Source organism: Asanoa hainanensis (genome assembly GCF_900188485.1).
In the GTDB taxonomy this organism is placed as follows: Bacteria; Actinomycetota; Actinomycetes; order Mycobacteriales; family Micromonosporaceae; genus Asanoa; species Asanoa hainanensis.
The window spans coordinates 69,630-95,511 of record NZ_FZPH01000005.1; the positions used below are offsets into that span (position 1 = coordinate 69,630).

Annotated in this window: 33 protein-coding genes; 16 read left to right on the forward strand and 17 right to left on the reverse strand. The window is 73.0% G+C overall.

Annotation, left to right across the window (positions count from 1 at the left end; genetic code table 11):
- The first annotated feature begins 38 nt into the window (after positions 1-38).
- The 5 genes from CHC05_RS14260 (at position 39) to CHC05_RS14280 (ending at position 3,054) form a co-directional block, all read left to right on the forward strand.
- Positions 39-818 carry a GntR family transcriptional regulator gene (locus CHC05_RS14260; protein WP_089248827.1) on the forward strand — a complete coding sequence of 260 codons (780 nt, stop codon included), beginning with the start codon at positions 39-41 and terminating at the stop codon, positions 816-818.
- Positions 815-1,027, forward strand: coding sequence for a helix-hairpin-helix domain-containing protein (locus CHC05_RS14265; RefSeq protein WP_089248830.1), 213 nt, complete (start codon positions 815-817; stop codon positions 1,025-1,027). Before CHC05_RS14260 ends, CHC05_RS14265 begins: the two co-directional genes overlap by 4 nt.
- A 48-nt stretch (positions 1,028-1,075) precedes the next feature.
- The gene (locus CHC05_RS14270) at positions 1,076-1,987 is read left to right on the forward strand and encodes an NAD(P)H-binding protein (protein WP_089248832.1); all 912 of its coding nucleotides are present in this window, start codon (positions 1,076-1,078) and stop codon (positions 1,985-1,987) included.
- A 102-nt stretch (positions 1,988-2,089) separates the two neighbouring features.
- Positions 2,090-2,695, forward strand: a complete 606-nt coding sequence (locus CHC05_RS14275) for a GNAT family N-acetyltransferase (protein ID WP_245870842.1) — start codon at positions 2,090-2,092, stop codon at positions 2,693-2,695.
- 56 nt (positions 2,696-2,751) lie between these two features.
- Positions 2,752-3,054, forward strand: coding sequence for a hypothetical protein (locus CHC05_RS14280; RefSeq protein WP_089248834.1), 303 nt, complete (start codon positions 2,752-2,754; stop codon positions 3,052-3,054).
- Here the strand turns inward: CHC05_RS14280 and CHC05_RS14285 are convergent.
- The 7 genes from CHC05_RS14285 to CHC05_RS14310 form a co-directional block, all read right to left on the reverse strand.
- Positions 3,045-3,869: a polysaccharide deacetylase family protein gene (locus CHC05_RS14285; protein WP_089248836.1), complete on the reverse strand. Its 825-nt coding sequence runs from the start codon at positions 3,867-3,869 to the stop codon at positions 3,045-3,047. The two genes, CHC05_RS14280 and CHC05_RS14285, sit on opposite strands and share 10 nt — an antisense overlap.
- Positions 3,870-3,952: 83 nt before the next feature.
- Positions 3,953-4,327, reverse strand: coding sequence for a VOC family protein (locus CHC05_RS14290; protein WP_089248838.1), 375 nt, complete (start codon positions 4,325-4,327; stop codon positions 3,953-3,955).
- Between the two features lie 20 nt (positions 4,328-4,347).
- Entirely contained in the window at positions 4,348-4,518 is a 171-nt protein-coding gene (locus CHC05_RS41450; RefSeq protein WP_179266182.1) for a hypothetical protein, read from the reverse strand.
- 27 nt (positions 4,519-4,545) lie between these two features.
- Positions 4,546-4,950, reverse strand: coding sequence for a hypothetical protein (locus CHC05_RS14295; protein WP_144022589.1), 405 nt, complete (start codon positions 4,948-4,950; stop codon positions 4,546-4,548).
- Positions 4,914-6,248 (reverse strand): hypothetical protein, encoded by a 1,335-nt coding sequence (locus tag CHC05_RS14300; protein ID WP_144022590.1) that lies wholly within the window; start codon positions 6,246-6,248, stop codon positions 4,914-4,916. Before CHC05_RS14300 ends, CHC05_RS14295 begins: the two co-directional genes overlap by 37 nt.
- 216 nt (positions 6,249-6,464) lie before the next feature.
- Positions 6,465-7,568 (reverse strand): lactonase family protein, encoded by a 1,104-nt coding sequence (locus CHC05_RS14305; protein ID WP_144022591.1) that lies wholly within the window; start codon positions 7,566-7,568, stop codon positions 6,465-6,467.
- The gene (locus CHC05_RS14310; protein WP_089248846.1) at positions 7,565-8,092 is read right to left on the reverse strand and encodes a SigE family RNA polymerase sigma factor; all 528 of its coding nucleotides are present in this window, start codon (positions 8,090-8,092) and stop codon (positions 7,565-7,567) included. Before CHC05_RS14310 ends, CHC05_RS14305 begins: the two co-directional genes overlap by 4 nt.
- Before the next feature lie 90 nt (positions 8,093-8,182).
- Here CHC05_RS14310 and nadE point away from each other — a divergent pair, with 90 nt between their 5' ends.
- On the forward strand, positions 8,183-9,013 hold the full coding sequence (nadE, locus tag CHC05_RS14315) for an ammonia-dependent NAD(+) synthetase (protein ID WP_089249502.1): 831 nt from the start codon (positions 8,183-8,185) through the stop codon (positions 9,011-9,013).
- Between the two features lies 1 nt (position 9,014).
- On the opposite strand, the gene CHC05_RS14320 is transcribed toward nadE, so the two are convergent.
- Positions 9,015-9,338, reverse strand: a complete 324-nt coding sequence (locus CHC05_RS14320; protein ID WP_089248848.1) for a putative quinol monooxygenase — start codon at positions 9,336-9,338, stop codon at positions 9,015-9,017.
- Between the two features lie 122 nt (positions 9,339-9,460).
- Here CHC05_RS14320 and CHC05_RS14325 point away from each other — a divergent pair, with 122 nt between their 5' ends.
- Entirely contained in the window at positions 9,461-10,405 is a 945-nt protein-coding gene (locus CHC05_RS14325; protein WP_179266184.1) for a nucleoside hydrolase, read from the forward strand.
- Here the strand turns inward: CHC05_RS14325 and CHC05_RS14330 are convergent.
- Together CHC05_RS14330 and CHC05_RS14335 are read right to left on the reverse strand one after the other, a co-directional pair.
- Entirely contained in the window at positions 10,395-10,679 is a 285-nt protein-coding gene (locus CHC05_RS14330; RefSeq protein ID WP_089248850.1) for a LysR family transcriptional regulator, read from the reverse strand. The genes CHC05_RS14325 and CHC05_RS14330 overlap by 11 nt on opposite strands.
- Position 10,680: 1 nt before the next feature.
- Positions 10,681-11,175 carry a CGNR zinc finger domain-containing protein gene (locus tag CHC05_RS14335; RefSeq protein ID WP_089248852.1) on the reverse strand — a complete coding sequence of 165 codons (495 nt, stop codon included), beginning with the start codon at positions 11,173-11,175 and terminating at the stop codon, positions 10,681-10,683.
- A 111-nt stretch (positions 11,176-11,286) separates the two neighbouring features.
- Between CHC05_RS14335 and CHC05_RS14340 the strand changes: the two genes are divergently transcribed.
- Both CHC05_RS14340 and CHC05_RS14345 read left to right on the forward strand, forming a co-directional pair.
- Positions 11,287-11,961, forward strand: a complete 675-nt coding sequence (locus tag CHC05_RS14340) for a type 1 glutamine amidotransferase domain-containing protein (RefSeq protein WP_089248854.1) — start codon at positions 11,287-11,289, stop codon at positions 11,959-11,961.
- 26 nt (positions 11,962-11,987) lie between these two features.
- Positions 11,988-13,229, forward strand: a complete 1,242-nt coding sequence (locus CHC05_RS14345; protein ID WP_089248856.1) for a beta-ketoacyl-[acyl-carrier-protein] synthase family protein — start codon at positions 11,988-11,990, stop codon at positions 13,227-13,229.
- On the opposite strand, the gene CHC05_RS14350 is transcribed toward CHC05_RS14345, so the two are convergent.
- Positions 13,198-13,638, reverse strand: coding sequence for a VOC family protein (locus CHC05_RS14350; RefSeq protein WP_089248858.1), 441 nt, complete (start codon positions 13,636-13,638; stop codon positions 13,198-13,200). The two genes, CHC05_RS14345 and CHC05_RS14350, sit on opposite strands and share 32 nt — an antisense overlap.
- Positions 13,639-13,801: 163 nt before the next feature.
- Here CHC05_RS14350 and CHC05_RS14355 point away from each other — a divergent pair, with 163 nt between their 5' ends.
- Positions 13,802-14,107, forward strand: coding sequence for a hypothetical protein (locus CHC05_RS14355; protein WP_218824541.1), 306 nt, complete (start codon positions 13,802-13,804; stop codon positions 14,105-14,107).
- On the opposite strand, the gene CHC05_RS14360 is transcribed toward CHC05_RS14355, so the two are convergent.
- Positions 14,104-14,613: a monooxygenase family protein gene (locus CHC05_RS14360; protein WP_089248860.1), complete on the reverse strand. Its 510-nt coding sequence runs from the start codon at positions 14,611-14,613 to the stop codon at positions 14,104-14,106. The genes CHC05_RS14355 and CHC05_RS14360 overlap by 4 nt on opposite strands.
- Positions 14,614-14,626: 13 nt before the next feature.
- Complete coding sequence (locus CHC05_RS14365; protein ID WP_089248862.1) at positions 14,627-15,418, reverse strand: alpha/beta fold hydrolase; 792 nt, start codon at positions 15,416-15,418, stop codon at positions 14,627-14,629.
- A gap of 186 nt (positions 15,419-15,604) precedes the next feature.
- Between CHC05_RS14365 and CHC05_RS14370 the strand changes: the two genes are divergently transcribed.
- Entirely contained in the window at positions 15,605-18,628 is a 3,024-nt protein-coding gene (locus CHC05_RS14370) for an AAA family ATPase (protein WP_245870843.1), read from the forward strand.
- A gap of 11 nt (positions 18,629-18,639) precedes the next feature.
- Here the strand turns inward: CHC05_RS14370 and CHC05_RS14375 are convergent, their stop codons facing one another.
- Complete coding sequence (locus tag CHC05_RS14375; RefSeq protein ID WP_245870844.1) at positions 18,640-20,136, reverse strand: AfsR/SARP family transcriptional regulator; 1,497 nt, start codon at positions 20,134-20,136, stop codon at positions 18,640-18,642.
- A 171-nt stretch (positions 20,137-20,307) separates the two neighbouring features.
- On the opposite strand from CHC05_RS14375, the gene CHC05_RS14380 reads away from it, so the two are divergent.
- The 3 genes from CHC05_RS14380 to CHC05_RS14390 all read left to right on the forward strand — a co-directional run bounded on the left by CHC05_RS14380 (position 20,308) and on the right by CHC05_RS14390 (position 23,000).
- Entirely contained in the window at positions 20,308-21,012 is a 705-nt protein-coding gene (locus tag CHC05_RS14380; protein WP_089248866.1) for an alpha/beta fold hydrolase, read from the forward strand.
- 49 nt (positions 21,013-21,061) lie between these two features.
- Complete coding sequence (locus CHC05_RS14385) at positions 21,062-21,607, forward strand: GNAT family N-acetyltransferase (protein ID WP_218824542.1); 546 nt, start codon at positions 21,062-21,064, stop codon at positions 21,605-21,607.
- Between the two features lie 115 nt (positions 21,608-21,722).
- Entirely contained in the window at positions 21,723-23,000 is a 1,278-nt protein-coding gene (locus tag CHC05_RS14390; RefSeq protein WP_089248870.1) for a glycosyltransferase, read from the forward strand.
- A gap of 3 nt (positions 23,001-23,003) precedes the next feature.
- Here the strand turns inward: CHC05_RS14390 and CHC05_RS14395 are convergent, their stop codons facing one another.
- From CHC05_RS14395 to CHC05_RS14405, 3 genes are read right to left on the reverse strand one after another with little or no spacing between them, the layout of a single operon-like run.
- Entirely contained in the window at positions 23,004-23,630 is a 627-nt protein-coding gene (locus CHC05_RS14395) for a DUF305 domain-containing protein (RefSeq protein WP_245870845.1), read from the reverse strand.
- Between the two features lie 21 nt (positions 23,631-23,651).
- Positions 23,652-24,305, reverse strand: a complete 654-nt coding sequence (locus tag CHC05_RS14400) for a cation efflux transmembrane domain-containing protein (protein ID WP_089248872.1) — start codon at positions 24,303-24,305, stop codon at positions 23,652-23,654.
- The gene (locus CHC05_RS14405; RefSeq protein WP_089248874.1) at positions 24,305-24,634 is read right to left on the reverse strand and encodes an ArsR/SmtB family transcription factor; all 330 of its coding nucleotides are present in this window, start codon (positions 24,632-24,634) and stop codon (positions 24,305-24,307) included. The genes CHC05_RS14400 and CHC05_RS14405 overlap by 1 nt, the downstream gene beginning before the upstream one ends.
- A gap of 52 nt (positions 24,635-24,686) precedes the next feature.
- Between CHC05_RS14405 and CHC05_RS14410 the strand changes: the two genes are divergently transcribed.
- Complete coding sequence (locus CHC05_RS14410) at positions 24,687-25,550, forward strand: alpha/beta fold hydrolase (protein ID WP_089248876.1); 864 nt, start codon at positions 24,687-24,689, stop codon at positions 25,548-25,550.
- Between the two features lie 5 nt (positions 25,551-25,555).
- Positions 25,556-25,876: a GYD domain-containing protein gene (locus tag CHC05_RS14415; protein WP_089248878.1), complete on the forward strand. Its 321-nt coding sequence runs from the start codon at positions 25,556-25,558 to the stop codon at positions 25,874-25,876.
- Positions 25,877-25,882 lie beyond the last annotated feature (6 nt).

The window sequence follows — 25,882 nt, forward strand, 5'->3', positions numbered from 1 at the left end:
CTACATTGACTAGACATCTAACGGACAGGGGTGGCGGCATGGCAGCGGAACAGCGCGCGGGGGCACCCGCCTACCAGCGCATCGCGGCCACCTACCGCGACCAGATCCGGTCCGGCGAGCTGACGCCCGGCGACCGGCTGCCGACGGAGGCCGACATCGCCGCCCGGTTCGGCGTCGTGCGCCAGACCGTGCGCAACGGCCTCGGCGTCCTGATCACCGACGGCCTGATCGTCGCCCGGCGGCCGCACGGCTACTTCGTGCGCGACCGCGAGCACATGGTCTACCGGCCCCAGCAGAAGTCCCGGCCCCGGCCGGCGACGCCCGCGATGGACCGCTTCTCGCAGCAGATCGTCGACGAGGGACGCACGCCCAGCCAGCTCATCCAGGTCTCGCTGATCCAGGCCGGTCCGGACCTGGCGCAGCGGCTGGGACTCGACCCGGGCGACGCGATCGTGGCCCGCCGCCGCGTCCGGCTCATCAACGGCGAGCCGACCAACCTCAACGACTCGCACTTCCCGCTCGACCTGGTGAAGGACTCCGAGATCATGTCGCCGGCCTACCTGCCCCGCGGCACCGACCAGGTGCTGGCCGAGCTCGGCCACCCGCAGCACCACGCCATCGACGAGATCTTCGTCCGGATGCCCAACCCGGAGGAGATCCACCGCCTGTCGCTCGGCCCGGGCACGCCCGTCGCGGTCCACTACGACACCGGCTACACGGCCGACGGGCGTCCCGTGCAGTGCGCGGTCAACGTCCTGCCCGGCGACCGCCACAAAATCGTCTTCGAACGCCACTGGCCCACTACCGTGACCGCATGAGTACGCGCGACGTCCCGGCCCGGATCGGTGACCTCCCCCCGATCGGCCGACCGGCCACCAGCGCCCTGCTCCAGGCCGGCATCACGACGCTGGCCCAGGTCGCCACGCACAGCCGCCGCGACCTGCTGGCGATGCACGGGGTCGGGCCGAAGGCGGTCACCATCCTGGCGGCGGCACTGGCCGAACGGGGTCTCGCCTTCGCGGACTGAGTGCTGGGCCGGTTGACAACCGGGTGGGTCGACAGTGGACGATGCGGCGTGCGCATTCTCGTGGTCGGTGGAAGCGGTCTGGTCGGTGTCCATGTCACGGAGGTGCTGCGCGGGCGCGGGCACCAGGTGGCGACCGCGGCACGGACCGCCGCGCCGGGCATCGACCACCTGCTCGACGTGAAGTCCGCGACGCCGGACGAGCTTCGCCGGTTGCTCGCCGGGCACGACGGTGTGGTCTACGCCACGCGCACCGACGAGCAGCGAGGGCTGCCCAAGCCGATCTATCCCGCGTTCCGGCACGACCTCGTGGATCCCGTGGTGCGGCTGTTCACCGCGGCCCGCGCGGAGCGCCTGACCCGCGGCGTGGTGATGGGCTCCTACTACACCTACTACGACCGGCTGCACCCCCAGTGGCGGCTGCCGGAGCGGCACACGTACATCCGGTGCCGGGTCGAGCAGGCCGCCGAAGGACGGGCCGCGGCCGGGCCGGACCTGCCGGTGGCCGTCGTGGAGTTGCCGTTCGTCTTCGGCCGGGCCGGTGACCGGCTGCCCAACTGGTCCGCGCCGCTGGACCGGTGGGCCCGGTCCCGCGCACCTCTGGCGGTGCCCGCCGGCGGCTCGGCCGCCGTGTCGGCGCGCAGCGTGGCCGAGATCACGGCCGACGCGCTGGAGCAGGCCAGCGGTGCGGACCTCCCGGTCGCCGACGAGAACCTGACGTGGGCCGAGATGGTCGCGCGCATCGCCGCCGCGGTCGGCCGGCCCCGCCGCGTGCGTCGCCTGCCGGGTGCCGCGGCGCGCGCCTCGATGCGGCTGGGCGGCGCGCTACAGGCCCTGGGCCGCAAGGAGTCCGGCGTCAACCCCACGTACGCCGCGGACCTGTTCCTGACCGAACTGTTCATCGAGCCGACCACGGGCCGCGACCTGGAACCGGCCCTGCGCGACACCTTCCCCGAGGTCTAGTGGGGACGGTCGGAAGCTCTTTGCGTTTTGGGCGTTGGCCGCACTAGCGTTCGCCGTCGCGGCTGTCGAAGCCGGACACCACCCGAACCGCAAGGAGAACACGTGTCGACGAACCATCGTGTACGCCCCGCCACCGCGGCCGACGTGGCGGGCCTCAAGTCCGTCATCGCCGCGGCGTTCATGGGCGACCCGATCGCTGAGTGGGTCTTCCGGGACGAGGACCGTCGTCCGGACCACCACCTGGTGTTCTTCGGCGCGTTCGTGGACCTGGCGCTGGCCGGTGGCCGGGCCGACACGCTCGACGGGCACAAGGGACTCGCGCTCTGGCTCGACGTCGACGTCGACGCGCCGGAGTCCGACGACGACGGTGGCCTCGGCGCGGCCTTCGAGGCCGGGCTCGACGGCGAGACGCTCAAGCGGGTCGCGGAGCTCGACGTCCTGATGGTCGCCAACCACCCGCACGACCGCAGCCACGCCTACCTGCCGTTCATCGCGGTGCACCCCGACCACCAGGGCACCGGCGTGGGCGCCGCGCTGCTCGGCCACCGGCTCGCGGAGCTCGACGCCGCCGGCCGGCCCGCCTACCTGGAGGCCAGCACCCTGCGCAACGCCGCGCTGTACGAGCGCCTCGGCTTCCAGCGGATGCCCTCGACGATCGACCTGCCGGGCGGCCCGTCGCTGTACCCGATGTGGCGCGACCCGCGCTGAGCCTGCCGGGTGTGGCGGCCCAGGCCGCCACACCCGCCGCGAGGTACGGTCGAAATATGCGCATTCCCACCGCCGCGGTCACCGCGGGGTCCCTGATCGGCGGCTGGCAGCTCGCCCGGCGCACCGGCATCCGGCCGCTCGGCGGCGCCGTGCTCGCGGCCGGCGGGGTGGTCGCGGGCCGGGAGTGGGCCCGGCACACAAGCCCCGCCGTGACCGGCGCGCTGCTGGCGACGTACCTCGGCGCTTTCGGTCTGTCGCACCCCCTGGCCAAGAAGATCGGCGCCTGGCCGTCGGTGCTGGCCGTGGCGGCGCTCACGGCGGCCGCGTCCTACGTCGCGGCGGACCGCCGTCATACGTAGTCGGTGAGCAGCGCCGGGGTGAGCCCGGCCGCGTGGATCGCCTTCAGCGCGGCGAGCAGGTCGTCCATCAGCCGCGGCCGGAAGTGCATCAGCAGCACGTCGCCGGCCTTCACCCGCTTGTCCGGTGTCTGGTAGCGCACGATTCCTTTGTCGACGGTCTCGGTCCAGTAGAAGAGCGCCTTGGCTCCACAGTCTTTCGCCGCCCGGATCGTGGTGTCGTCGTGGTCGCCGAACGGCGGGCGGAACAGCGTCGGGCGCTTGCCGAACAGGTGCTCCAGCTTGTCGGCGGAGCCGCAGATCTCCTGCCGCTGGTACGCGTACGACTTCCCGCGCAGCGACGTGTGGTGGATCGTGTGGTTCTCCACGACGCCGCCCGCCGCCTCGATGGCCTTGAAATAGGGCGTGTACTCCGTCGCGGCCGGCGAGTTCAGGAACATCGTGACCGGGATGCGGGCGTCCCGGATGAAGTCGGGCACGGCGGGCGGCCGGGCCAGCGCCCCGTCGTCGATGGTGATGAACGCGACCTTGTCCTGGGTCGGCACGCGCAGCCAGAACGGCGGCGACCCGTTCGTCGGCAGCTTCACCGGGTGTGGCTGCACCGGCTCGTACGCGGGCGCCTTGGCCACGTACCACTCGAGGCTCTTGGGCTTGGGGCTCGCGGTCGGTGTCGGCTGTTGGGTCGGCGTGATCGACGGCGTCGGCGAGGTCGAGGGGCTCGGCGCGACGAACGCGGACTGGTGCTTCGCGGTGCAGCCACTCAGCGCCAGCAGGACCGTGAACACGGCGAGCAGCCGGGTGGCGGGTGTGAACGACACGCAGGGAAACGTAGCCGTCTCATGTCATGGACTTGTCAGCGACGTGCACCGGATTCACATTTCCACCGGGCGTAGCCGGCCGGTCACTCCCGCTCGGCGGCCGACCGGGTCAGGCAGAACTCGTTGCCGGCGGGGTCCAACAGGACGACCCAACCGGCCCCGTCCGGCGTGCGGTGGTCGGCCAGGGTCGTCGCGCCGAGCGCGTGCAGCCGCTCGACCTCGGCGTCGCGGTCGCGGTCACCCGGCTGGAGGCAGACGTGCACGCGGTTCTTCACGGTCTTGGCCTCCGCCACGGCCTGGAAGTACAGCCGGGGCCCGCCCGGCGGCTCGATGACGACCTCGGTGTCGCCGGCGGCGAAATCCGGATCCAGCGGGTGGCCGACGACCTCACTCCAGAACCGCGCCAGGCCGTACGGATCGGCGCAGTCGAACGACACGTTGCGGATGAACGACACCATGGCCGGTCAGCGTACGTGCCTCAGTCGTCGTCCCCGCCGTCGTCGTCATCGTCGTCGTCTCCGTCGTCGCCGCCCGGGCAGGCGGTCAGGCTCAGCAGACCGACGGTGCCACCGGCGATCGCGAACGTGCGGCCGAAGAAGACCCGACGGCTCATCGCGGGGTTATCGGCATCGATCTCTTGGTCCTCCATCCCGGCATCATGGCAGCTGCTGCCGGGTCAGTCGAGGCAGTGCACCTGGACCGCGAAGTGTTGGGCCGGGCCGGCGCTCATCGCTCGATGGATGACCTGGAGCTCGACCCGGTGCCGGTCCATGGAGACCGGGTCGCCGTCCGCGCCCGCCAGGCAGGTCGGGTACGGGCCGCCGGTGTAAATCATTCCGCCGGCGTCCTGCCAGTTGTCGGCGGTCACCGACACGATGGCTTCGCTGCCGGGCGGCACGCCGTCCTGCTGGAAGAAGATCAACCGGGTCTCCTCGTTCGACCACGTCACGACGCCGGTGACGGTCTCCGTCTCGGCGGTGTGCGGGTCGACGCCGAGCCTGGCCGTCACGAAGCCGACGACCAGCGCGACGGCCACGACCACCGCTAGGCGCCAACCGCCTTCTTCGTGTAGGCCAGGCACTTCTTGCTCACCGTCTTCCATGGCGCGCCGAGGCTGGTCGGGGACTCGTCGGCCGGTGAGCGGCCGCCGCGCAGCACCGCGTCGGTGAAGGCCATCAGCTTGGCGTGGCCGTACTGGTCGGCGATGCACCGCGTCGCGTAGAAGCCGAGCCCGTAGTGCGCCGAGACCTGCCAGTCCGGCGTCTTGTCGCCGGGGCCGAGCTGGTCGAGGTCGCCGGCGTACCGCTTCTCCCGGATGAACCGCCGCACGTCGGACCGGCCGTCGTAGGCGCCCAGGCCGCGGCCGTCCCACTCGATGTACTCGGCCACGCCCTCCGACAGCCACCAGCGGAAGTCGTAGATCAGGCGGTAGTCGCGGCCTGCCAGGGTCGCCACGTGGCCCATCTCGTGCTTCATGATCTCCTCGGCGTACCCACCGGGGACCGCGTCGATCCGCAGCACGATGTCGGACCGGTTCGTGGTGACCGGCAAGGCGATCCCGGCGACCCAGTCGGCGTTGCCGCCGCCGAACCACTTCTTCCACTCGGCGGCGCCGGCGAGATAGACGATGTAGCGGTCCGGCTTCGGGCCCAGCACGTACTTGTCGGCGGTCTTCGCGGCCCGCTCGGCGGCGGGGAGGAACGAGCGGGCGCGGGAGGCGTACGCGGCCGGCGCCGCCACCATCGCCCGACTCCCGATCGCCGCGACGAGCGTGGTCGCCTCCCACGGCATCGGGGTGTTCTTGGTGAGCTGGACCGCGGAGATGCGGGTCATCCGGAAGCCGGCGGGCGTCTCCCGCCACGTCATGTCGATCGACACCTTCTCCGGATCGCAGCCGGGCACCACGAAGCAGTGGTCGACGGCGATCGTCACGCCCCAGTCGGGCCGGCCGTCGACGGTCTTCAGCACCCACGGGCCGCGCTCGATCCGCAGCTCGAAGCCGCTGACCCGCATCGCGCGCAGCGAGCGGAACCGGCGCTCGAGCTCGCCCCGGACGCCCTTGTCCTGCGTGACCGACACGAACCTCGCCAGGTCACCGCTGTGCATGGCGGTGTTCAGCACCGCGAGCTGCTCGGTGATCCGCTCCCCCGCCCAGGCCATCTCGATCTCCGGCGGGTCGCCGGGCTCCGGCGAGCGGGCCACGAAGGCCGACGCCGACGGGCTCGCGGACGGCGTGGGAGCCGCCGCCACGGCGGGCTCCTCGCCTCCCGAGCGCAGCACGATCACGGCCGGCACGGCCAGGGCCGCCACGGCCAACGCCACACCCAACAGCACAGCTCGTCGCCGCCGCGGCGGCGGCGACAGTTCCCCGTTTGTCACGACGAGGCACAGTACGGGGTGGCCCGCAGAAATTGATCATCCGTTACGGCAGATCGAACCGCTCCGCGGACCGGTCAGGCGACGCCACGACGCTGAAGCCCGCGACGAAGCCGCTGTGTGACGCCGGCGTCGCCGCCGACGGCACCGGCTTCACACCGACTCACCCTCAGCGGCGACACCAAGCCCTTCACGGACCCGGACGGCTTCGCCTGGGCGTCACGGGCGGCCGAAGGCGAGGGAGTTCTCGACGCCGCGCAGGGCGGGCGGTAGGGCGACCCGGTCCACGATCTTGCCCTCGGTCGAGTAGACGACCAGCTCGGTGTTCGCCACGGCGACGAGCCGGTCCGCGGTGGCCCAGACGAAACTCCTGGCCTCGATCCCGTCGCCGGGAGTGCGGGGGAGATCGACCACCGTAGCGCCCTTGGCGGGTTCGACGATGGCGACCGCGGCGAACCCTCGCTCGTCGACGGTCTCCGCGACGACGAACCGTCCGTCCGGCGACCAGGCGGCGCTGCTCTGGACCGCTCCCGGGAACGGCTCCCGCCGGGCCCGGCCGTCGTCGACCGAGTACGCGATCATCCCCGTCGTGGGCTCTTCCACGTCCGGGAGCTCGACCTCCCAGTCGCCGGGCAGCCAGGTCGGCTGGCAGAGCTCCACGCAGGGCACGGACCGCTTCACGGTCTTCGCCTTGGCGGTGGCCGCGTCCGCCACGACGATGTTCAGCGTTCCCTGGCTGGGACCTGGCGCGGCGAAGGCGATCTGCTTGCTGTCGCGTGACCACTGTGGACTGCCGATCTCCAGCCGCGCACCGGATATCCACCGCACGTCGTCACTTCGTACGTCGAGGATGCCCAACCGCTCGTTGTCGTCGGCGACGACGGCGAGTTTCCCGTTCGGGGACGCCCACGCCTTCGGGAAGCCCGACGACCGGTACTTGTGGGTCCTCGGGTCGTAGATCCGGCTGCCCGACTCGTTGCTCGCGCTGGCGACGTAGACGCCGCCGGGCAAGGCGACCGCGCCGCGTGGTGCGGGCTTGGCGGCGGGCGGCGGCGTGCTGGGGGCCGGGGTGGGCGATCCGGTGGTCGCGCCGGAGGGCGTGGCCGTGGGCAGTGCGACCGGTGTTGCCGGCTGGCCGCCGGAGCCGCCGTACGCGAACGGTGCGATCACGGCCGCCATCGCCAACGCTGCGCCGGTGCCGCCGACGACGTTGCGGCGCACCCGCATGCGCCGCGCCTGCCGCAACGCCGCAGCGGCCGGGTTGCGGTAGCGCAGGTCCTCGCCGAGGTGCCGCAGGGCTTCCGCCACTCGTTCCTCGCTCATTTCATGACCTCCAGATCGGCGTCGGATGCCAGCAGGCCCTGGCTGTTGACGAGCTCGCGGAGCCGGGCCAGGGCCCGGGAGGCCTGGCTGGCCACGGTGCCCGGGGAGCAGCCCAACACCTGGGCTACCTGTTTCTCGCTGAGGTCCTCGAGATAGCGCAGCACCAGCACGGCCCGCTGCCGGGGCGGCAGCCGCAGCAGCGCGCTGTGCACGGCGAGTCGGTCCGCCACCTGGCGGGAGAGGTCGCCGCCGGCCCCGTGGTCCGGCAGCGCGTCGACCGGGACCTCGCGCAGGCGCCGCAGCTTCCGCCAGCGCGAGACGTGGTCGTGGTACAGGATCTTCCGCACGTACATCTCGGCGCCGTGCTCGACCCTCGACCAGTGGAGTGCGGTCTTGGCCAGCGCCGTCTGCAGCAGGTCCTCGGCCGCCTGTTGGTTGCCGGTCAGCGCGTAGGCGACCCGGAGCAGGCGATGCCCGCGTTCGACGACGAACGCGGTGAACTCCCGCTCGGCTGTCTCGTCCATGGATGCTCCCTCCACTGACATAGACAGCCGCCGAGCCAAGAACCTTGCATGCCGGACGGTACGAATGTGGAAGGCCAGTACAGTGTGCCGGTGACGGACCTACGGCAGCAGATTCTCGTCGACCTCGGCGTCAAGAACACCATCGATCCCCGGGCCGAGATCCGGCAGCGGGTCGACTTCCTCAAGGCGTACCTGCGGTCGACGCCGGCCACCGGCTTCGTGCTCGGGGTCAGCGGCGGCCAGGACAGCACGCTGACGGGCCGGCTCTGCCAGCTCGCCGTCGAGGAGGCGCGGGCCGAGGGGCAGGACGCCACGTTCGTCGCGGTCCGGCTGCCGTACGGGGTGCAGGCCGACGAGGACGACGCGCAGGCCGCGCTGCGGTTCATCCGGCCCGACCGGTCGATCGTGGTCAACGTCAAGCCGAGCGCGGACGCCGTCGCGGCCGGGGTGGCGGAGGCGCTGGGCGACGACGCGAAGCTGCGCGACATCGTGCGGGGCAACATCAAGGCCCGCGAGCGCATGGTCGCCCAGTACGCGATCGCCGGGCAGCTCAACATGCTCGTCGTGGGCACCGACCACGCGGCCGAGGCCGTGACGGGGTTCTTCACCAAGTACGGCGACGGCGGCGTCGACCTGACCCCGCTGACCGGGCTGACCAAGCGCCAGGGCGCGGCCCTGCTCAACGAGCTCGGCGCGCCGCGCAGCGTCTGGGAGAAGGTGCCCACCGCCGACCTCGAGGACGACCGGCCCGCGCTGCCCGACGAGGAGGCGCTGGGCCTGCGCTACGCGGAGATCGACGACTACCTCGAGGGCCTCGACGTCCCTGCCGACGTGGCGGCCCGGTTGGAGTCGGTCTTCCGGGCGACCCGGCACAAGCGCACCGTGCCGGCGACGCCCGACGACGACTGGTGGCGCAGCTGAGTCAGTCCACCGCGAGCTCGCCGAGCGCCGACCAGTCGTCCTGGGGCACCGTGGCGTTGATGATCTTCGGCGTCGCGGCCAGGTAGGCCGGCAGCGTCTTCTGCGCCTGCGCGAAGTGCTCCGACCCGACGTGGGCAGCGCCGGCGTCGCCGTCGCGGAACGCCTCGACCAGCACGTACTCGGTCGGGTCGTCGAGGCTGCGCGACCAGTCGAACCAGAGGCAGCCGGCTTCGGCGCGGGTCGCCTCGGTGAAGTCGCGCGAGATGGCCGGCCACTGGTCGGCGTGCTCGGGCTTGACCCGGAACTTGGCGGTAATGAAGATCATCCGAAGCCTCCTCGTGGCCGTTCGGCCCCGTGCGCGCCCATTCTCCCCGCGCCGGGCCCTGGTGAGTGTCGCAGAATGATCCGCACCCGCCGCACGTGCCGCCCCGGTCTATCGTCGACCGCGTGACCGAGAACGTGATCGTCGACTGCGACCCCGGCCACGACGACGCCCTGGCGCTGCTGCTGGCCGTGGGCGACCCGCGGCTGCGGGTCCTGGGCGTCACCACCGTCGCGGGCAACCAGACGCTCGACAAGACGACCCGCAACGCCCTGCGGATGCTCGCGCTGGCCGGCGTCGACGGCGTCCCGGTCGCGGCCGGGTGTGACCGGCCGCTGGTCGGCGACCTCTCCGTCGCCGAGTACATCCACGGCGTGTCCGGCCTCGACGGCCCCGACCTCGACCTGCCGGTCGCCGACGTCGCCGGTGTGCACGCGGTCGAGCTGATGCGGCGGCTGATCACGGAGTCGGCCGAGCCGGTCACGCTGATCGCGCTCGGGCCGCTGACCAACGTCGCGTTGCTCCTGCGCCGCCACCCCGAGGTCGCGCCGGGCGTACGCCGCATCGTCTTCATGGGTGGCTCGACCGGACGCGGCAACACGACGCCGTACGGCGAGTTCAACATCGTCACCGACCCCGAGGCCGCCGACATCGTGCTGCGGTCCGGGCTGCCGACCACGATGATCGGGCTCAACGTCACGCACCAGGCCCTCGCGACCGAGCGGGTCATCGCCGACTTCCGCGGCCTGGGCACCCGCCTGGGCACGGTCTGCGCGGAGCTGATGACCTTCTTCGCGAGCGCCTACCTCCGGGAGTTCGACTTCCCGCATCCCCCGGTGCACGACCCGATCGCGGTGGCCACCGTCATCGACGCGTCGATCGTCCGGACCGTCGCGGCCCCGGTCGCCGTCGAGCTGACCGGCGCGTACACCCGGGGCGCGACGGTCGTGGACCTGCACCACCGCACCGGCGACACCCCGAACGCCGACGTCGCGGTGGGCCTGGACGTGCCGGCGTTCTGGCACCTGCTGATGACCGCGGTGCGCCGGCTGGGCGCGCCTACGGCGTAGGCGACAACGCGCACGGGCAGGTCTGCCGTGCGGCCGCTCGGACGGCCTCGGCCGCGGCCAGGGCGGCGCGGGCGCTGTCGAGCGTCGCGAGCCCGGTCTTGGTCAGCTCGACGTGGTGCCGGCTGCGCTCGAACAGCGGCCGGCCGAGGTCGCGTTCGAGGGCCTGGACCGTGCGGGAGACCGCCGACTGGGCGACGCGCAGGCGGGTGGCGGCGCGGGAGAAGGAGCGTTCCTCGGCGACGGCCACGAAGGTGTGCAGATGGCGCAGGTCCACGTCAGGCGGCCTTTCGGCGGTTGCGGTAGGCGCGCATCGACGCCTGGGACGAACAGGCCGGGCTGCAGTAGAGGCCGGACGTGTTGCGGGTCTTGTCGAAGAAGCCGGTGTGGCAGGTGTCGTTCTTGCAGACCTTCGTCCGCGGCCACGCGCCCCGGTACGCGAGGTCCGTGACCGCGCCCAGCACCCGGGCGAAGGTGCCGAACGGGCCGCCGTGGACCGGCTCCAACCCGCACGCGTCAGCGCCGACCACCGCGACCAGCGGATAGCGCGTCGCCACCTGGCGCAGATGGCCTTCCGCCGCGGCCACCGCGCCCTCGTCGAGCGCGCAGCCGGAGTGCTCGCGCAGCAGGACGACCAGGCTGTCGCGAAGCTCCGTGGCCGCCGCCACATCGGACGGCGCGGCGCCCGGCAGCCACTCGTCGAGCGACTCGGCGTTGACGAACGAGAGCACCAGGTCACTGGCCTCGCAGACGACCGGTGGGCAATTTTCCACGTTAGGAGCGTAGCTCGGTCGGTCCCCACCTGATGCCCAAGAAGCATAACGAGGTGACCAGCTACGCCCCTACGGTGGCAACGTCCCTCAGCACCAAAGGAGAAACCTCCCATGTCATCCGTTCTGATCGTCCTGTCCGGTGCCCGCTTCTGGACCCAGCAGGACGGCAGCCAGCGCCCCACCGGCTTCTGGGCCGAGGAGTTCACCACCCCGTACCGCACGCTGGTCGACGCCGGCATCCAGGTCACGATCGCCACCCCGGGCGGCCGCGTCCCGGTCGCCGACGAGATCAGCGTCGACGACACCCAGCGGCCCTACCTCGACGGCATTCGCGACGTGCTGGAGTCGCCGCTGCGGCTGGCCGACGTCGATCCGGCCGACTACGACGCCGTGCTGATCCCCGGCGGCCACGGCCCCATGCAGGACCTGGCCGTGGACCCGGACGTCGCCCGCGTCCTGGAGGCGATGCTGCCCGACCCGACCAAGACCGTGGCCGCGCTGTGCCACGGGTTGGCCGCGTTCCTGCCGGCCGGCGACGCCGACGGCGGCTGGCTGTTCCGTGGCCGGCAGCTGACCTCATTCAGCGACGCCGAGGAGGAGCAGGTGGGCCTCGCGGCCAACGCACCCTGGCTGCTGGAGTCGCGGCTGCGCGCGGCCGGCGCGGTGCACAGCGCCGGACCGGCCTTCGGCTCGTACGTCGTGGTCGACGGCAACCTGATCACGGGCCAGAACCCCCAGTCGGCGGAGGCCGCCGGCGAGGCGTTGCTGAAGGCGCTGTCGAGGTAGTTCAGTCATTGAACTAGGCTGCGGGCATGAAGCCGTTGTTGAACCGGACCGTCGCGGTCACGGGCGTCGGGGTGGTGTCGCCGGCCGGGATCGGCGCCACCGCCTTCTGGCGCGGTCTGCTGGCCCCCGCCGAACCCGACCGGGTGCGGCGGGTCGCCGACTTCGACCCGCGCCGCTGGATGTCGCACAAGGTCGCCCGGAACTCGGACATCGTGACCCAACTGGCGATCGCCGCCGCCGACGAGGCGCTCGAGGACGCGGGCCTGCTGCCGCCGGACACCCACGACGGGCAAGCCGTCGCCGAGCGCCGGCCAGTGCCGGGCGACCCGCTCCGGGCGGCGGTCGTGCTCGGCACCGGGATCGGCGGTGTGTCCACACTGGAGACGCAGGCCGGCGTCCTCCGGGAGGCGGGCGAGCGGCGGGTGTCGCCGCACGTGATCCCGATGACGATGCCGAACGCGGCCGCGGCGGCGCTCAGCATCCGGTACGGCCTGCGGGGCAGCGCGAGCACGGTCACCACCGCGTGCGCCGCCGGCACCGACGCGATCGCCGCCGGGGCGCGGCTGGTCAGCTCCGGGGCGGCGGACGTGGTGGTGGCCGGCGGCGCGGACTCGAGCCTGACCCCGACCTGCATCGCCGGCTTCACCACCATGCGGGCGCTGAGCGGCAGCGGCATCAGCCGGCCCTTCGACCGCGACCGGGACGGGCTCGCGGCAGCGGAGGCGAGCGGCATCGTCGTCCTCGAGCCCCTCGAGTCGGCGCTGGCCCGCGGCGCGCACGTCTATCTGCTCGTCGCCGGCACCGCGTCGACGGCCGACGCCCACCACGTGACCGCGCCGGCACCGGACGGCGAGGGCGCCGAGCGCTGCATGCGGCAGGCCATCGCGGACGCCGGCCTCGAACCGGACCAGGTCACCCACGTCAACGCGCACGGCACGAGCACCCCGCCGGGCGACGCGGTCGAGGCGCGGGCGATCCGCCGCGTGTTCGGCGCGTCCCGGCCGATCGTCACCAGCGTCAAGGGCGTGACCGGCCACTCGTTCGGCGCCAGCGGTGCGGTCGAGGTGGTCGCGGTGGCCCTGACCATGCGCGAGCGGGTCATCCCGCCGACGCAGGGCCTTGCCATCCAGGATCCGGCCCTGGACCTCGACGTCGCGCGCCGGCCGACGCCGTGGGAGCCGGGTCCGGTGCTGTCCAACAGCTTCGGCTTCGGCGGCCACAACGGCGCGCTCGTCCTCACCCCAGCTCCTGGGCCAGCCCGACGATGATCCCTTCCGGGCCGCGGACGTAGCAGAGCCGGTAGACGTCTTCGTACCGCACGACCTCGCCCACGAGCTCGGCGCCGTGGGCGCGCAGGCGGCCGACGACCTCGTCGATGTCGTCGACGGCGAACATGACGCGGCGGATGCCGAGCGTGTTCGCCGGCGCCTCCCTCGGCGAAGGGCTGATCGCCTCGGGCGTGTGGAACATCGCGAGCTCGATGCCGCCGTGCCCGTCGGGCGTCCGCAACATCGCGACGTCCTGCCGCACGCCTTCGACCCCGATGACGCTCTCCACCCACGAACCCTCGACCGGCCCCTTGCCCTGCAGCTCCATCCCGAGCTCGACGAAGAACGCGATGACCGCGTCGAGGTCCTCGACCACGATCAGGACGTTGTCCATCCGCTTGAGCGCCATGCCGGTGTCTCCTCTGCCGTCGGACGACCATTCACTCCGGGACGGAGCCGCGGGGCCGTTCTCGACATACTGCGGTCATGACCCTGACGACGCGGATGCTCACGCCGGAGACCTGGGACGACTTCGCCGCGCTCGTGGAGGCCAACAACGGCGTGTGGGGCGGTTGCTGGTGCATGCGCGCGGCGTACGAGGGGCGGACGAGCTGCCGGACTGGCGCATCGGGTGCGTCTTCACGAACTCCAAGGACCGTGGCAAGGGCGTCGCCGCCGCCGCGGTCGCCGGCGCCCTCGACGAGATCAGGCACGCCGGCGGCGGTGTCGTCGAGGCCTACCCGGAGCAGACCGAGCAACGGCCACCGCAGCGCGGCGCCTACCTGCACACCGGCCCGGAGGAGCTGTACACGCGGTACGGCTTCACCCGGGTACGAAAGATCGCCAAGTGGCGCTGGGTGCTGCGAGAAATCGTCTAGTTCTCGTAGAGCTCGTTCTCGCCGATGGCCGCCGGGCCGCCGACCTCGCCCCGGCCCAGGCGGGCCGCCGAGCCGAACATGGGTCCGCGGGCGCGTTGGACGCCGGCGAACTTGCCGAAGCCCAGCGGTTTCGGCACGTCGTCGTACACCGCTTCCATGCCGCCCTTGACCGAGTAGGTCTCGTGCCAGAAGCCCGTGCCGCCCGAGTCGCGCAGGAAGTCCAGCCACCACTGCCGGTGCGGCTCCGAGCGCGCGAACTCCAGCAGCGACGGCAGGTCGCGCCAGTACTGCCGCATGCCCATGTTCATCGGGAAGATCGAGTAGTACACGGGCTCGTGCAGCAACAGCCCGTCCGGCTTGCCGGCGACCGACTCGCTGATCTTGCGGCCGAAGCTGAAGAAGGTCCGGACGCCGTACAGGTGGTTCACGCGCATGCCTAGATAGAGCACCAGGAGGTCCGGGTAGGCGGACAGGTCGACGGTCTGCCGAGTGACTTTGGTGGGCATTCTCCAGCTCCCTTCAGCGGGTGGCGCGTTCGATGAGCTCGGCGGTCGCGGCGGGCTGCGAGATCATCGCGACGTGCGAGGCGCGGACCTCGCGGACGCGGGACCCGGCCCGCTGCGCCATGAATCGCTGCGTCGCCGCCGGGATCACCTTGTCATCCCGGGCGACGAGATAGAAGGAAGGAACGGTCTTCCACGCGGGCGCGCCGGACGGCTCACCCAGCGTCCGCACATCCGCGGGCCGCTGCGTCGCCCACATCAGGTCGGTCGTCGAGGTGCGCAGGTCGCCGGCGAAGACGTCGTGGAACACCTCCTGCTTGATGTAGCCGTCCACGTGACCCTCGCCGTACGGGCGGAAGTCCAGCGCCGCTTCGGTCAGCTCGGTGCCGGGGAACTTCGCCTGCACGTCCAGCAGCGACTCGCCCTGGTCGGGGGCGAACGCGGCCACGTACACGAGGGCCTTGACCGCGGGGTTGCCGGTCGCGGCGTTGGTGATGACGATCCCGCCGTACGAGTGCGCCGCCAGCACCAACGGGCCGCTCAGCGTCGCGAGGACGCTGGCCAGGTAGGCGGAGTCGGAGGCGACACCCCGCAACGGGTTCGCCGGGGCGACGACCGGGTAGCCGGCGCGGATGAGCCGCGCGGCGACGTCGTTCCAGCCGGAGGCGTCGGCGAACGCGCCGTGCACCAGCACGACGGTCGGCTTCGGCTTGTGCCCCGCGTGGGCCTGCGCCGCGGGAGCACCGAGCACAGCGCCCGTGGCGGCCGCGACGGATCCGGCCAGCAACGTGCGTCGGGTGGTCGTCATCGAATGCGTCTCCCTCGATATCGTTTTCGGCAACCGGGCCCACCGTACGAGCGGCTAGTTGACGATCACTGAACGGCGACTTCCCCGCTGTAGACTCGCCACCGCGTACGGGTGCAGGAGGCGCTGGTGGCAGGGCTGCGTCTGCAAATTCTCGGGCCCTTGCGGGTCTGGCGAGATGGTGTCGAAGTGGACACCGGGCCTCGGCAGCAGGCTTATCTCCTCGCGCTGCTCCTGGCCAGGGCCGGCCGGCCGATCAGCACCGCCGAGCTGATCGAGCTGATCTGGGGCGCCGACGTGCCCTCCTCGGCCCTCAACATCCTCCAGAAATACGTGGGTACGCTGCGGCGGTTGCTCGAGCCCGCGCTGCCGGCCCGGGGCGTCGGCTCGTACCTGCAGCGGCGCGGTGGCGGCTACCTGTTCGCGGCCGGGCCCGGCGTGCTCGACGTCAGCGCGTTCCGGGAGCTCGTCGAGTCGGCCCGCGCGCGGTCCGGCGACGAGGCGCTCGACCACTACGCGCGGGCGCTCGACCTCTGGCAGGGTGCCGCCGGCGACGGGCTCACCCACCCGACCGCGACGTCCGTGTTCACCGCGCTCGACGGCGAGCTCTTCGACGCCTGCGCGGCGGCGACCGCGCTCGCCGTGTCGCTGGGCCAGCCCCGGCGCGTGTTGCGTCCGCTCCAGCTCGCCGCCCGGCTGGCACCGCTGCACGAGCCCGTCCAGTCGGCGCTCGTCACCGCCCTGGCCGCGGCCGGCCAGCAGGCCGAGGCCCTCGCGCTGTTCGCGGCGGTCCGGGCCCGGCTCGCCGACGAGCTCGGGATCGACCCCGGCCCGGAGTTGCTCGCCGCGCAGCAACGGATCCTCCACCAGCCCACGGCGACGGCCGGCGACGGCCTGGTCGGCCGGGCCGAGGAGCTCGCGCTGCTGCACCAGGCGGTGCGGTCGGCGCTGTCCGGCGGCACGGGGCTCGCCGTCGTCGAGGGCGAGCCGGGGGTCGGCAAGACCCGGCTGCTGGAGGAGGTCACGGCGGAGGCCGAGCACCTCGGCGCGCTCGTCGTCTGGGGCCGCTGCCTGCAGGGTGATGGCACACCGGCGATGTGGCCCTGGGTGCAGGTCGTCGGCGCCCTGCTGGACAGCCTGCCCCCGGCGGCCCGCGAGCGGTGGCACGCCGGCGACCTCCGCCGCCTGCTGGAGCCGCGCGACGGGGTCGTCTCCGCGCCCGTGCTGCCCGACACCGGCGCCCAGTTCCGCCTGTTCGAACGGGTCGTCGCCCTCGTCGGGCAGGTGCGCTCCGAGCGGCCGCTGGTGCTCGTGCTCGACGACCTCCAGTGGGCCGACGTCGCCTCGCTCGGGCTGTTCGGACACCTGGCGGCCCGGCTGCCCGGTGCCACCGTCGTGCTCGGCGCGCTCCGTGACCGCGCGCCGGTGCCCGGTTCGGAGCTCGCCCGGATGCTCGCCGGTGCGAGCCGGCTCCCCCACCACCGGCGGATCAGGCTCGGCCCGCTCGGCGCCGACGAGGTGGCGGAGCTCGTGCGCCGCGAGACCGGCCAGGCACCCGGCCCCGGCGCCGCGCGCAGCATCCACGCGCGTACCGCCGGCAACCCGTTCTTCGTCCGGGAGCTCTCCCGACTCCTCGCCGGCGACGGAGACGGCGTGCTCACCGCGGACGCCGCGGCCCGCGCCGGGGTGCCGTCCACCGTGCGCGACGTCGTCCGGGACCGGATGGCCGGCCTCGACGACGACGCCGCGGGCCTGCTGCAGGTGGCCGCGCTGGTCGGCCGCGACGTCGACCTCGGGCTGCTCGCCCGGGCCGCCGCGATCGACGGGCAGACCTGCCTCGACCGGCTGGAGCCCTTGCAGGGCCTCGGATTGCTCGAGCCCGCGCCGGGCGACCCCTTCTCGTTCCGCTTCGCGCACGACCTGGTGCGCGAGTCGGTCGTCGGCGCGACGTCGCCGGTCCGCGCCACCCGGTTGCACCTGCGCGTGGCGGAGGCCCTCGCGGGCACCGACGACGAGTCCGTGGCCGAGCGCCTCGCCCACCACCTCTGGGCCGCCGGGCCGCTCGCCGACCCGGCCCGCACCGCCGACGCGCTGGTCCGCGCCGGCAGCCGGGCCGCGGCCAAGTCGGCGTTCGAGGCCGCCGAGCGGCAGCTCCGGGCGGCCGCGCAGGTGGCCAGGACGGCGGGCCTCGCGGAGTTGGAGCTGGCCGCCCTGGCGCAGTTGACGGCGGTCAGCGGCATGCGTTCCGGGTACGTCGGTTCGGCGCTGGACCTGTTGGAGCGCGCCGAGCAGCTGGCCCGGGCGCTCGGCCGGGAGCGGGAGGCGGCCGACTTCCTGTTCTCCCGCTGGGCCGCGTACTCGCAGGGCATCCAGCTCGACCACGCCGGGCGGCTGGCCCGTCGGCTGCTCGACCAGGGCGAGGCGTCCGGCGACCCGCTCGTGCGCGCGTACGGCCGGCACGCCTGGGGCATCCACCAGTGGGACGTCGGCAACATCGGCGAGTCGTTCCGGTATCTGAGCGGCACCAGCTCGACGGTCCTCGACGACCTGCCGCACGGCGGCGAGGACCCGCTCCGGCGCGACCTGCGGCTGCTCTGGCCGGTGATGCTCGCGCTGATGACGGCGCTGCACGGCGACGTGGCCGGCGCCCGGGTGCTGTTCGACCGGATGGAGGCCGCGGCCGACGACGACCCGTACGTCATCGCGGTCTGGTCTGCCTTCTCCGTGACGGCCGCCGCACTGGCCGGCGACGCGGCCTGGGCGATGCGCGCGGCGAAGCGCGGCATCGCCATGGACCCCGAGCGCACCTTCGTCTTCCTCGGCAGCTACCAGCGGCTGGCCCTGTGCTGGGCGCGCGCCGTGACCGGCGACGACCCGGCCGGCGCCGCGACCGAGGCCGCGGACATCATCGCCGCGACGCTGCTCGACCCACCACGCTCCGGCGTGGCCACCTGGTACGGGTTGCTGGCCGAGATGTGGCTGGCCGCCGGGATGACCGACGAGGCAGCCGCCGCGCTCGACCGGGCCGACGTGCTCCTCGACCGCTGCGACCAGCGCTACGCCGAAGGGCATGTGCTGCTGCTGCGGGCCCGGCTGTTGCAGGGCCGTGGCATGCCGTTCCGGGAGGCCGCCGAGCGGGCCCGCACCCTGTCCGTCGAGCGCGAGGCCAACCTGTTCGCCGACCGCGCGCAGGACCTGCTGGCCCGGCACTGATCGCGCGCCGGTCACTGATCGCGCAGCTCGGCGGCGACCGAGGCGAGGGACAGCGTCGGCCGCACGCTCAGCCCGGCGGCCACAAGGGCCAGCGTCAGCGGCAGCCGGCCGCAGTGCTGCACGATCTCGTCCACTGTGTCCAGATCGGCGAACCCCGCCGGCCAGCCCGGCAGGACGGCCAGCCGGGCGGTGAGGATGTCCCTGGCCTCGGCCAGCTCGGGCACCTGGATCTGCAGCAGGCGGGCCCCGTCGGCCGCAGCGAGACCGATCAGGGGCCGCCGGCTGGTGACGAGGACGAGGCTGTCCGCGGCGCTCGGCAGCAACGGCCGCACCTGTTCCGCGTCGCGCGCGTCGTCCAGGATGACCAGGATCCGCTTGCGGGCGGTCAGGCTGCGGTACGTGCCGACCAGGGCCTCGTACGCGTCCGGAACCTTGGGCAGGCCCAGCGCGTACACCATGGACAGCAGGGCGTCCGGGCCCGGGAGGCCGCCGTCGTCGCCCTCCCGCCCGCGCAGGTCGAGGTGGAGCTGGCCGTCGGCGAACACGTCCGCGACCTGGTGCGCGAAGTGGGTGACGAGGGTCGACTTGCCGACGCCTGCGATGCCGTACACCGCGACCACCAGTGGGCTGGTCCGCCCGGTGTCACGCAGCTCCGCCGCCAGCTCGTGCAGGGCGGCCAGCTCGCGCGTCCGCCCGACGAACCTGGGCTGGTCGGGCGGCAACTGGGCCGGGCGTGGCCGGTGCTCCTTCGCGGGTACGGCCACGGCCTGGGTCAACACCTGGCGCTGCGCCTGCCGCAGCTCCTGGCCCGGGTCGATGCCGAGCTCCTCCGCGAGGTGGTCGCGGATGCCGCGGTAGGCCTCCAGCGCCTCCGCCTGGCGGCCCGCCGCCGCCAGCGTCGTCACCAGGCTGGCGTGCACCGGCTCGTGTAGGCGGCCCATCCGCGCGGCGAGCCGCAGCGGCGGCAGCACCCGGGCGGGGCAGCCGGCCCGCACCGCGACCGTGGCGGCGGCGACGGCCGCGTCGAAGAACTCGCCGTCGATGCCGGCGAACGCGGCCGTGGCCGCCGCGCTGTCCGCCAGCGTGTCGCCGGCCGGCCCGTGGCAGAGCCGCAGCGCCTTGACGTAGTGGTCGAGCGCGTCGAGCGGCCGTTCCTGGCGCACGCGCTCCTTCGCCTGCGCGACCAGCCGGCGGAACGCCACGAGGTCGAGCGTCTGCGGCCCGGCGGTGAAGCGGTATCCGGCGTCACGTCGGGTCAGGTACGAGCCGGCCGTCCGGGTCGGCAGGTCGGGTTCGAGCAGGCGACGCAAGGCGCCGACGTACTTGTGGACGACGTTCGTGGCGCTGTGCGGCGGGTCGGCCCGCCAGATCAGGTCGACCAGGTCGGCCATGCTGATCGGGCGGCCCTCGTGGGCAAGCAGCAGGGCCAGCAGACAGCGTTGCTGGCGGGGGCCGGGGTCGAGCTCGACCTCCCCGCGCCAGACGCGCAGCGGGCCCAGGATCTGCAACCGGAGTGGGTTCTCGACGTCGATGATCGGGACGCTAGTGAACGGCTGTGGAGGAGTTGTTGACGCCGGCTGAACCGGGCGGCCGATCCCGGCCGCTCGCGACTTCAGTAGTTGTCCACAACGCACCCGTACGGTTCGGTCCGGTTCCGTCGCACAGAGGAGGACTCGACCATGGTGCCCACGATCGTGCTCGTACACGGTGCGTTCGCCGACAGCAGCGGCTTCAACGCCGTCAGCCGGCGGCTACTCGACGCCGGACACCGCGTGGTCGCGGCGGCCAACCCGCTGCGCGGCCTCGCGTCCGACGCGGCGGCGGTCCGGGCGCTGCTGGACAGCATCGAGGGGCCGATCGTGCTGGTCGGTCACTCGTACGGCGGCAGCGTCATCACCGGCGCGGCGGCCGGGCACGAGCGGGTGCGGGCGCTGGTCTACCTGGGCGCGTTCATCCCCGACGCGGGCGAGAGCGCCTCCGACCTGTCCGGCAAGTTCCCGGGCAGCACGGTCGGCGACTCGCTGCGGCCGGTGCCGCTGCCGGACGGCCAGGTCGACCTCTACTTCGACCCGGCGGTGTTCCCGGCCCGGTTCGGTGGTGACGTGCCGGAGGCGGAGGCGGCGCTCCTCGCGGTCGCGCAACGGCCGGCGTCCGGTGCCGCGCTGGGCGAGCCGGCGGCCGGTGCGCCGGCCTGGCGGTCGATTCCGAGCTACGTCCTGATCAGCGGCGCCGACCAGGTCATCCCGCCGGAGGCGCAGCACTTCATGGCCACGCGCGCCGAGGCGACCGTCGAGGTGGTCGAGGGCGCCTCGCACCTGCTGTTCGTCTCGCAGCCGGACACGACGGCGGCGTTCATCGAGCGGGCCGTGCGCGAGACCGCCTAGGGCGAATTCGGGTGGCCGGGCCGGCCGCCGTCGCCCATCATCGTTGTTCGTGGGCGTGGTGGACTCGACCGAGCGGCTGGTGCTGCGGTTGCCGGCGCCGGCCGACCTGGACCGGTTGTTCGACCTCTACTCCGACGAGCGGGTCTGGGGCCCGGACCCGTTGAGCCGGCACGAGGACCCGGCGCGGACCGCGGAGATGATCGAGAGCTGGCGAGCGGCCTGGGACCGCGACGGCCTCGGCATCTGGACCGCCTGGAGCGGCGACGAGTTCGTCGGGATCGGCGGCTGCTTCGTCCGCTACGAGGTCGCGTGGAACCTCGGCTTCCGGCTGCGCCCGGCCTGGTGGGGACGCGGGTACGCGCAGGAGATCAGCGCGGCCGGGCTGGCCGCCGCCCGCCGTCGACGGGCCGAGCTTCCGGTCACCGCGTACCTGCTCGAAGGCAACGACCGCTCGGCGCGCTCGGTCGAACGGCTGGGCCTGACCCGCGTCTGGCGCGGCCCGGACGCCGGCAACCCGGACCCGGCGGCGATCCGGCTCCTGTACAGCGACCGGCCCCTGCCGCCCGACGTGCGCATCGCCCTGACCGAGCAGTGAGGTGGCCTAGCTCACGCAGCGGACGGTGACGTCGCTCGGCTACATTCCCCCGTAAGCACGGATCTTGACAGCACATAGATCGATTTTGCGGGGGCAATCGATGCCAAGAATCATCGTGGCGGCGACTCCTCTGTTCGGCCACGTCACACCGGTCAGGCGCATCGCCGCGGACCTGGCTCGGCGTGGTCACGACGTCGTCTTCGCGACCGGACCCGAGTTCCGCGACCAGGTCGAGGAGGCGGGGCTCCGGTTCGTCGCGCTCTCCGGCATCGCGGCCTACGGGCCGGAGCGCCAGCGTGAGGTGCACGACGGACGGGTGCACCTGACGCCGGGACCGGAGCAACTCGACTTCGACTTCACCGAGGTGTTCTACCGGCCCATTCCCGAGCAGCACGCGACGATCCAGCGGGTGCTGGCCGAGGCGCCGGACGAGCCGACCGTCCTCGTCACCGACCAGTCGTTCATGGGCCAGTGGCCCGTGCGCCTCGGTGCGCCCGGGATCAGGCCCGCCGCGTACGTCGGCATCGGGGTGGTTCCGCTCTCGATGAACAGCGTCGACACGGCCCCCTTCGGGCTCGGCCTGCCGCCGGACAGCTCGCCGGAGGGACGCGCGCGCAACGCCGTCCAGAACCGGATGGTCGGCTCGCTGTTCGCCAACTCGACCGAGTTCCTGGCCCGGATCCTGCGCGACCTGGGCGCCACCGAGCTGATGCCCTTCCCGATGGACGCGATCGTCACGCTGCCCGACCGGTTCCTCCAGCTCGCAATCAGCGACGTGGAGTACCCGCGCAGCGACGCCCCGCCCGGGCTGCGGTTCGTCGGCATGCTGCCGCCCGACCCGGCGGGGGTCCCCGGCGAGCTCCCGCCGTGGTGGGGCGACGTGCTGGCGGCCGAGCGGGTCGTGGCGGTCACCCAGGGCACCGTCTCGAACCGGGACTCGGGAATGCTGATCGAGCCGACCCTGCGGGCCCTCGCCGACCTCGACGTCCTGGTCGTGGCCACCACCGTCCGCGACGACGTCGTCCTGTCGGAGGTGCCGGCGAACGCCCGCGTGGCCAGGTTCGTGCCCCACGACCTGCTGCTGCCGCACACCGACGTGCTGGTCACGAACGGCGGCTACGGCGGGTCGCTGAAGGCGCTGAGCTACGGGGTGCCGCTGGTCATCGCCGGCGCGAGCGAGGACAAGATCGAGGTGGCGGCCCGGCTGGCCTGGACCGGCGCGGCGATCAACCTGGTGACGGAGACCCCCACCCCGGAGGAGATCCGGACCGGGGTGGAGACGGTGCTCGGCGACGACGAGTTCCGCGCCCGCGCCCGCGAGCTACGGGCCGCGGCCGCCAGACACGACGCGTTCGACGAGATCGCGCGAACGGTCAAGGAGCTGGGCGGCTGACGCTCACAACGGTTTGGCGCCCTTGCGGTCGAGGAGTTGCGTGAGGGCGCCGAGCTCGGACTGCTGGCCCGACTTCATGCTCTCGGCTAGCCAGCGCACGTCCTCGTCGTCGCTCTGGGCCAAGGCGGCTTCGGCCATCGCGATGCCGCCCAGGTGGTGGCGGAGCATGAGCTGTCCGAACAGGACGTCGAAGTCCCGGCCGCTGGCCGCGCGGAGCCGGGTCATCTCCTCCTGGCTGGCCATGCCGGGCATCGGGCCGTCCGCGGCGTGACCCTCGTGGTTCATCCAGGCCATCCGGGGTTGCTCGCCCGTGGGCAACAGGTCCCAGTCGCGCAACCAGGTCTGCATGATGCCGATCTGCCCGTGCTGCGTCAGCGCGATGTCGCCGCCCAGCGTGCGGACGTCCGGATCGTCGGACCGGCTGTGGGCGAGCATGCCCATCTCGACCGCCTGGGCGTGGTGCGACGACATGTCGCGCGCGAAGCCGGCCTCGACCGAGGCGTCGTCGTGGCCGTCCTGCGCGAGCAGCCACCCACCGACGCCGCCGGCCAGGACGGCCAGCAGGACCGCGAGGGCGATCAGCACGAGGTGGCGCGGGCGGCTGTTCGAGGGCACGTCGTCATCGACCACGCGAGCAGGGTATCGGGGCGGTCAGCTCGGGCAGCAGGAACAGTCGGGGCCGGCGGCCGGGACGGCGCAGCAGGCGTCGCCGCGCCAGGCCTCGCGGCCTTCCTTGACCGCGACGGCCGCGATGGCCAGGGCCGCCACCGGGTCCGCCCAGGACCAGCCGAACAGGCTGTTCAACGCGAGGCCGACCAGCAGCACGGCGGACAGGTAGGTGCACAGCAGCGTCTGCTTGGAGTCCGCCACCGCCGACCGCGAGCCGAGCTCACGGCCGGCGCGGCGCTGGGCGTACGACAGCCAGGGCATGACCACCAGCGACACCGCCGCGAGGACCAGGCCGACGCTGGAGTGCCGTGCCTCGGCCCCGCCGAGCAGCGCCCGCACCGACTCGACCGTCACGTACGCCGCGAGGGCGAAGAACGAGAACGCGATGACCCGCAGCGCGACCTTCTCGCGGGCCTCCGGGTCGGGCCCGGCGAACTGCCACGCCACCGCCGCCGCGGACGACACCTCGATGACCGAGTCCAGCCCGAAGCCGATCAGCGCGGTCGACGACGCCATGGTGCCGGCGGTGATCGCCACTACGGCCTCGACCACGTTGTACGCGATCGTCGCGGCCACCAGCAGCCGCACGCGCCGGGACAGCACCGCCCGCCGCGCCACCGCCTGGCTGACGCTCATCAGCAGCAGCCCCGCTCCGCGCTGTCGGCACACGCGACCGGGTCGACGGCCAGCACCAGGCCGAGCAGGTCGCCGAGGGCGTGCGCCAGGCGCCGGTCGGCGAGCTCGTATCGGGTGCGCCGGCCCTCGGGCACCGCGACGACGAGGCCGCAGCCACGCAGGCACGACAGATGGTTGGACAGGTTCTGCCGGCTCGTGCCCACCAACTCGGCCAGCTCCGCCGGATAGCCGGGGCCGTCGCGCAACGCCAGCAGCAGGCGCGCCCTCGTCGGATCCGACAGCGCGTGCCCGAAACGGGCGAGCACCTGGCCGTGTGTCACCGTCTCCATGGAACGGACGATACAGCAGACGCTGTACTCACGCGATGACTAGGCTTCTGGCATGGAGACGCACACCCTTGCCCTGCCGGGCGTCGACCTGGTCTACGACGTGCGCGGCCCGCTGCCGCCCGCCGACGGGTGGCCCGTGCTGCTGATGATCGGCCAGCCGATGACGGCGGACGGCTTCACCGCGCTGGCCGGGCATTTCCCGGAGCGGACGATCGTCACCTACGACCCGCGCGGGCTGGGCCGCAGCGTCCGGACCGACGGTCGCACCGACAACACGCCGCAGCAGCAGGCCGCCGACCTGCACCTGCTGATCGAGGCGCTCGGCGCGGGCCCGGTCGACGTGTTCGGCAGCAGCGGCGGCGCGGTGACCGGGCTCGAACTGGTCGCCACCCATCCGGGTGACGTCGCCACGCTGGTGGCGCACGAGCCGCCGATCAACGCGGTGCTGCCCGACGCGGCCGCCGCCGAGCGGGCCCGGGCCGGCTTCCACGAGGCGTACCAGGCGAAGGGCACCGGCGCGGGCATGGCCGCGTTCATCGCGATGACCTCGTGGCAGGGCGAGTTCACCGACGAGTACTTCGCGCAGCCGGAGCCCGACCCGGCGATGTTCGGCATGTCCACGGAGGACGACGGCAACCGCGACGATCCGCTGCTGTCGCAGGCCTCGTGGGCGGTCACCGACTACCGCCCGGACGCGGCCGCGCTGACGGCCGCGCCGACCCGCGTCGTGGTCGCGGTCGGCGAGGAGTCGGCGGGTACGTACACCGCGCGGACCGCCCTCGGCATGGCGGCGCTGCTCGGCCAGGAGGCCGTCGTGTTCCCGAGCCACCACGGTGGCTTCCTGGGCGGCGAGTACGGCTACGCGGGCAAGCCGGCCGAGTTCGCCGCCCGGCTGCACGAGGTCCTACTACCGTAGGATTTATGGGGAAATTCCTGTTCACCGCGGCGTACACCGCCGAGGGCCGCCGCGGGCTGCTCAAGGACGGCGGCAGCGGTCGGGTCGACGCCGCGCGCAAGGCGGCCGAAAGCGTCGGCGGTCGCGTCGAGGCGATGTACTACGGCTTCGGCGACCACGACGTCTACATCATCTGCGACCTGCCCGACAACAAGGCGGCGGCCGCCCTGTCGATCGCCGTCGGCGCGAGCGGCGCCCTGGACACCAGGACCGTGGTCCTGCTGACGCCCGACGAGGTCGACCGGGCGGCCCGGTCGGCGGTCGACTTCCGCGCACCCGGCGCGTGACGCACC

Bases quoted from the DNA above. Each gene is read 5' to 3' on its own strand.
- CHC05_RS14260 (WP_089248827.1), top strand. From the start codon at position 39: ATGGCAGCGGAACAGCGCGCGGGGGCACCCGCCTACCAGCGCATCGCG.
- CHC05_RS14265 (WP_089248830.1), top strand. From the start codon at position 815: ATGAGTACGCGCGACGTCCCGGCCCGGATCGGTGACCTCCCCCCGATC.
- CHC05_RS14280 (WP_089248834.1), top strand. From the start codon at position 2,752: ATGCGCATTCCCACCGCCGCGGTCACCGCGGGGTCCCTGATCGGCGGC.
- CHC05_RS14290 (WP_089248838.1), bottom strand. From the start codon at position 4,327: ATGGTGTCGTTCATCCGCAACGTGTCGTTCGACTGCGCCGATCCGTAC.
- CHC05_RS41450 (WP_179266182.1), bottom strand. From the start codon at position 4,518: ATGGAGGACCAAGAGATCGATGCCGATAACCCCGCGATGAGCCGTCGG.
- CHC05_RS14305 (WP_144022591.1), bottom strand. From the start codon at position 7,568: ATGAGCGAGGAACGAGTGGCGGAAGCCCTGCGGCACCTCGGCGAGGAC.
- CHC05_RS14310 (WP_089248846.1), bottom strand. From the start codon at position 8,092: ATGGACGAGACAGCCGAGCGGGAGTTCACCGCGTTCGTCGTCGAACGC.
- CHC05_RS14320 (WP_089248848.1), bottom strand. From the start codon at position 9,338: ATGATCTTCATTACCGCCAAGTTCCGGGTCAAGCCCGAGCACGCCGAC.
- CHC05_RS14340 (WP_089248854.1), top strand. From the start codon at position 11,287: ATGTCATCCGTTCTGATCGTCCTGTCCGGTGCCCGCTTCTGGACCCAG.
- CHC05_RS14345 (WP_089248856.1), top strand. From the start codon at position 11,988: ATGAAGCCGTTGTTGAACCGGACCGTCGCGGTCACGGGCGTCGGGGTG.
- CHC05_RS14350 (WP_089248858.1), bottom strand. From the start codon at position 13,638: ATGGCGCTCAAGCGGATGGACAACGTCCTGATCGTGGTCGAGGACCTC.
- CHC05_RS14360 (WP_089248860.1), bottom strand. From the start codon at position 14,613: ATGCCCACCAAAGTCACTCGGCAGACCGTCGACCTGTCCGCCTACCCG.
- CHC05_RS14365 (WP_089248862.1), bottom strand. From the start codon at position 15,418: ATGACGACCACCCGACGCACGTTGCTGGCCGGATCCGTCGCGGCCGCC.
- CHC05_RS14380 (WP_089248866.1), top strand. From the start codon at position 20,308: ATGGTGCCCACGATCGTGCTCGTACACGGTGCGTTCGCCGACAGCAGC.
- CHC05_RS14400 (WP_089248872.1), bottom strand. From the start codon at position 24,305: ATGAGCGTCAGCCAGGCGGTGGCGCGGCGGGCGGTGCTGTCCCGGCGC.
- CHC05_RS14405 (WP_089248874.1), bottom strand. From the start codon at position 24,634: ATGGAGACGGTGACACACGGCCAGGTGCTCGCCCGTTTCGGGCACGCG.
- CHC05_RS14410 (WP_089248876.1), top strand. From the start codon at position 24,687: ATGGAGACGCACACCCTTGCCCTGCCGGGCGTCGACCTGGTCTACGAC.
- CHC05_RS14415 (WP_089248878.1), top strand. From the start codon at position 25,556: ATGGGGAAATTCCTGTTCACCGCGGCGTACACCGCCGAGGGCCGCCGC.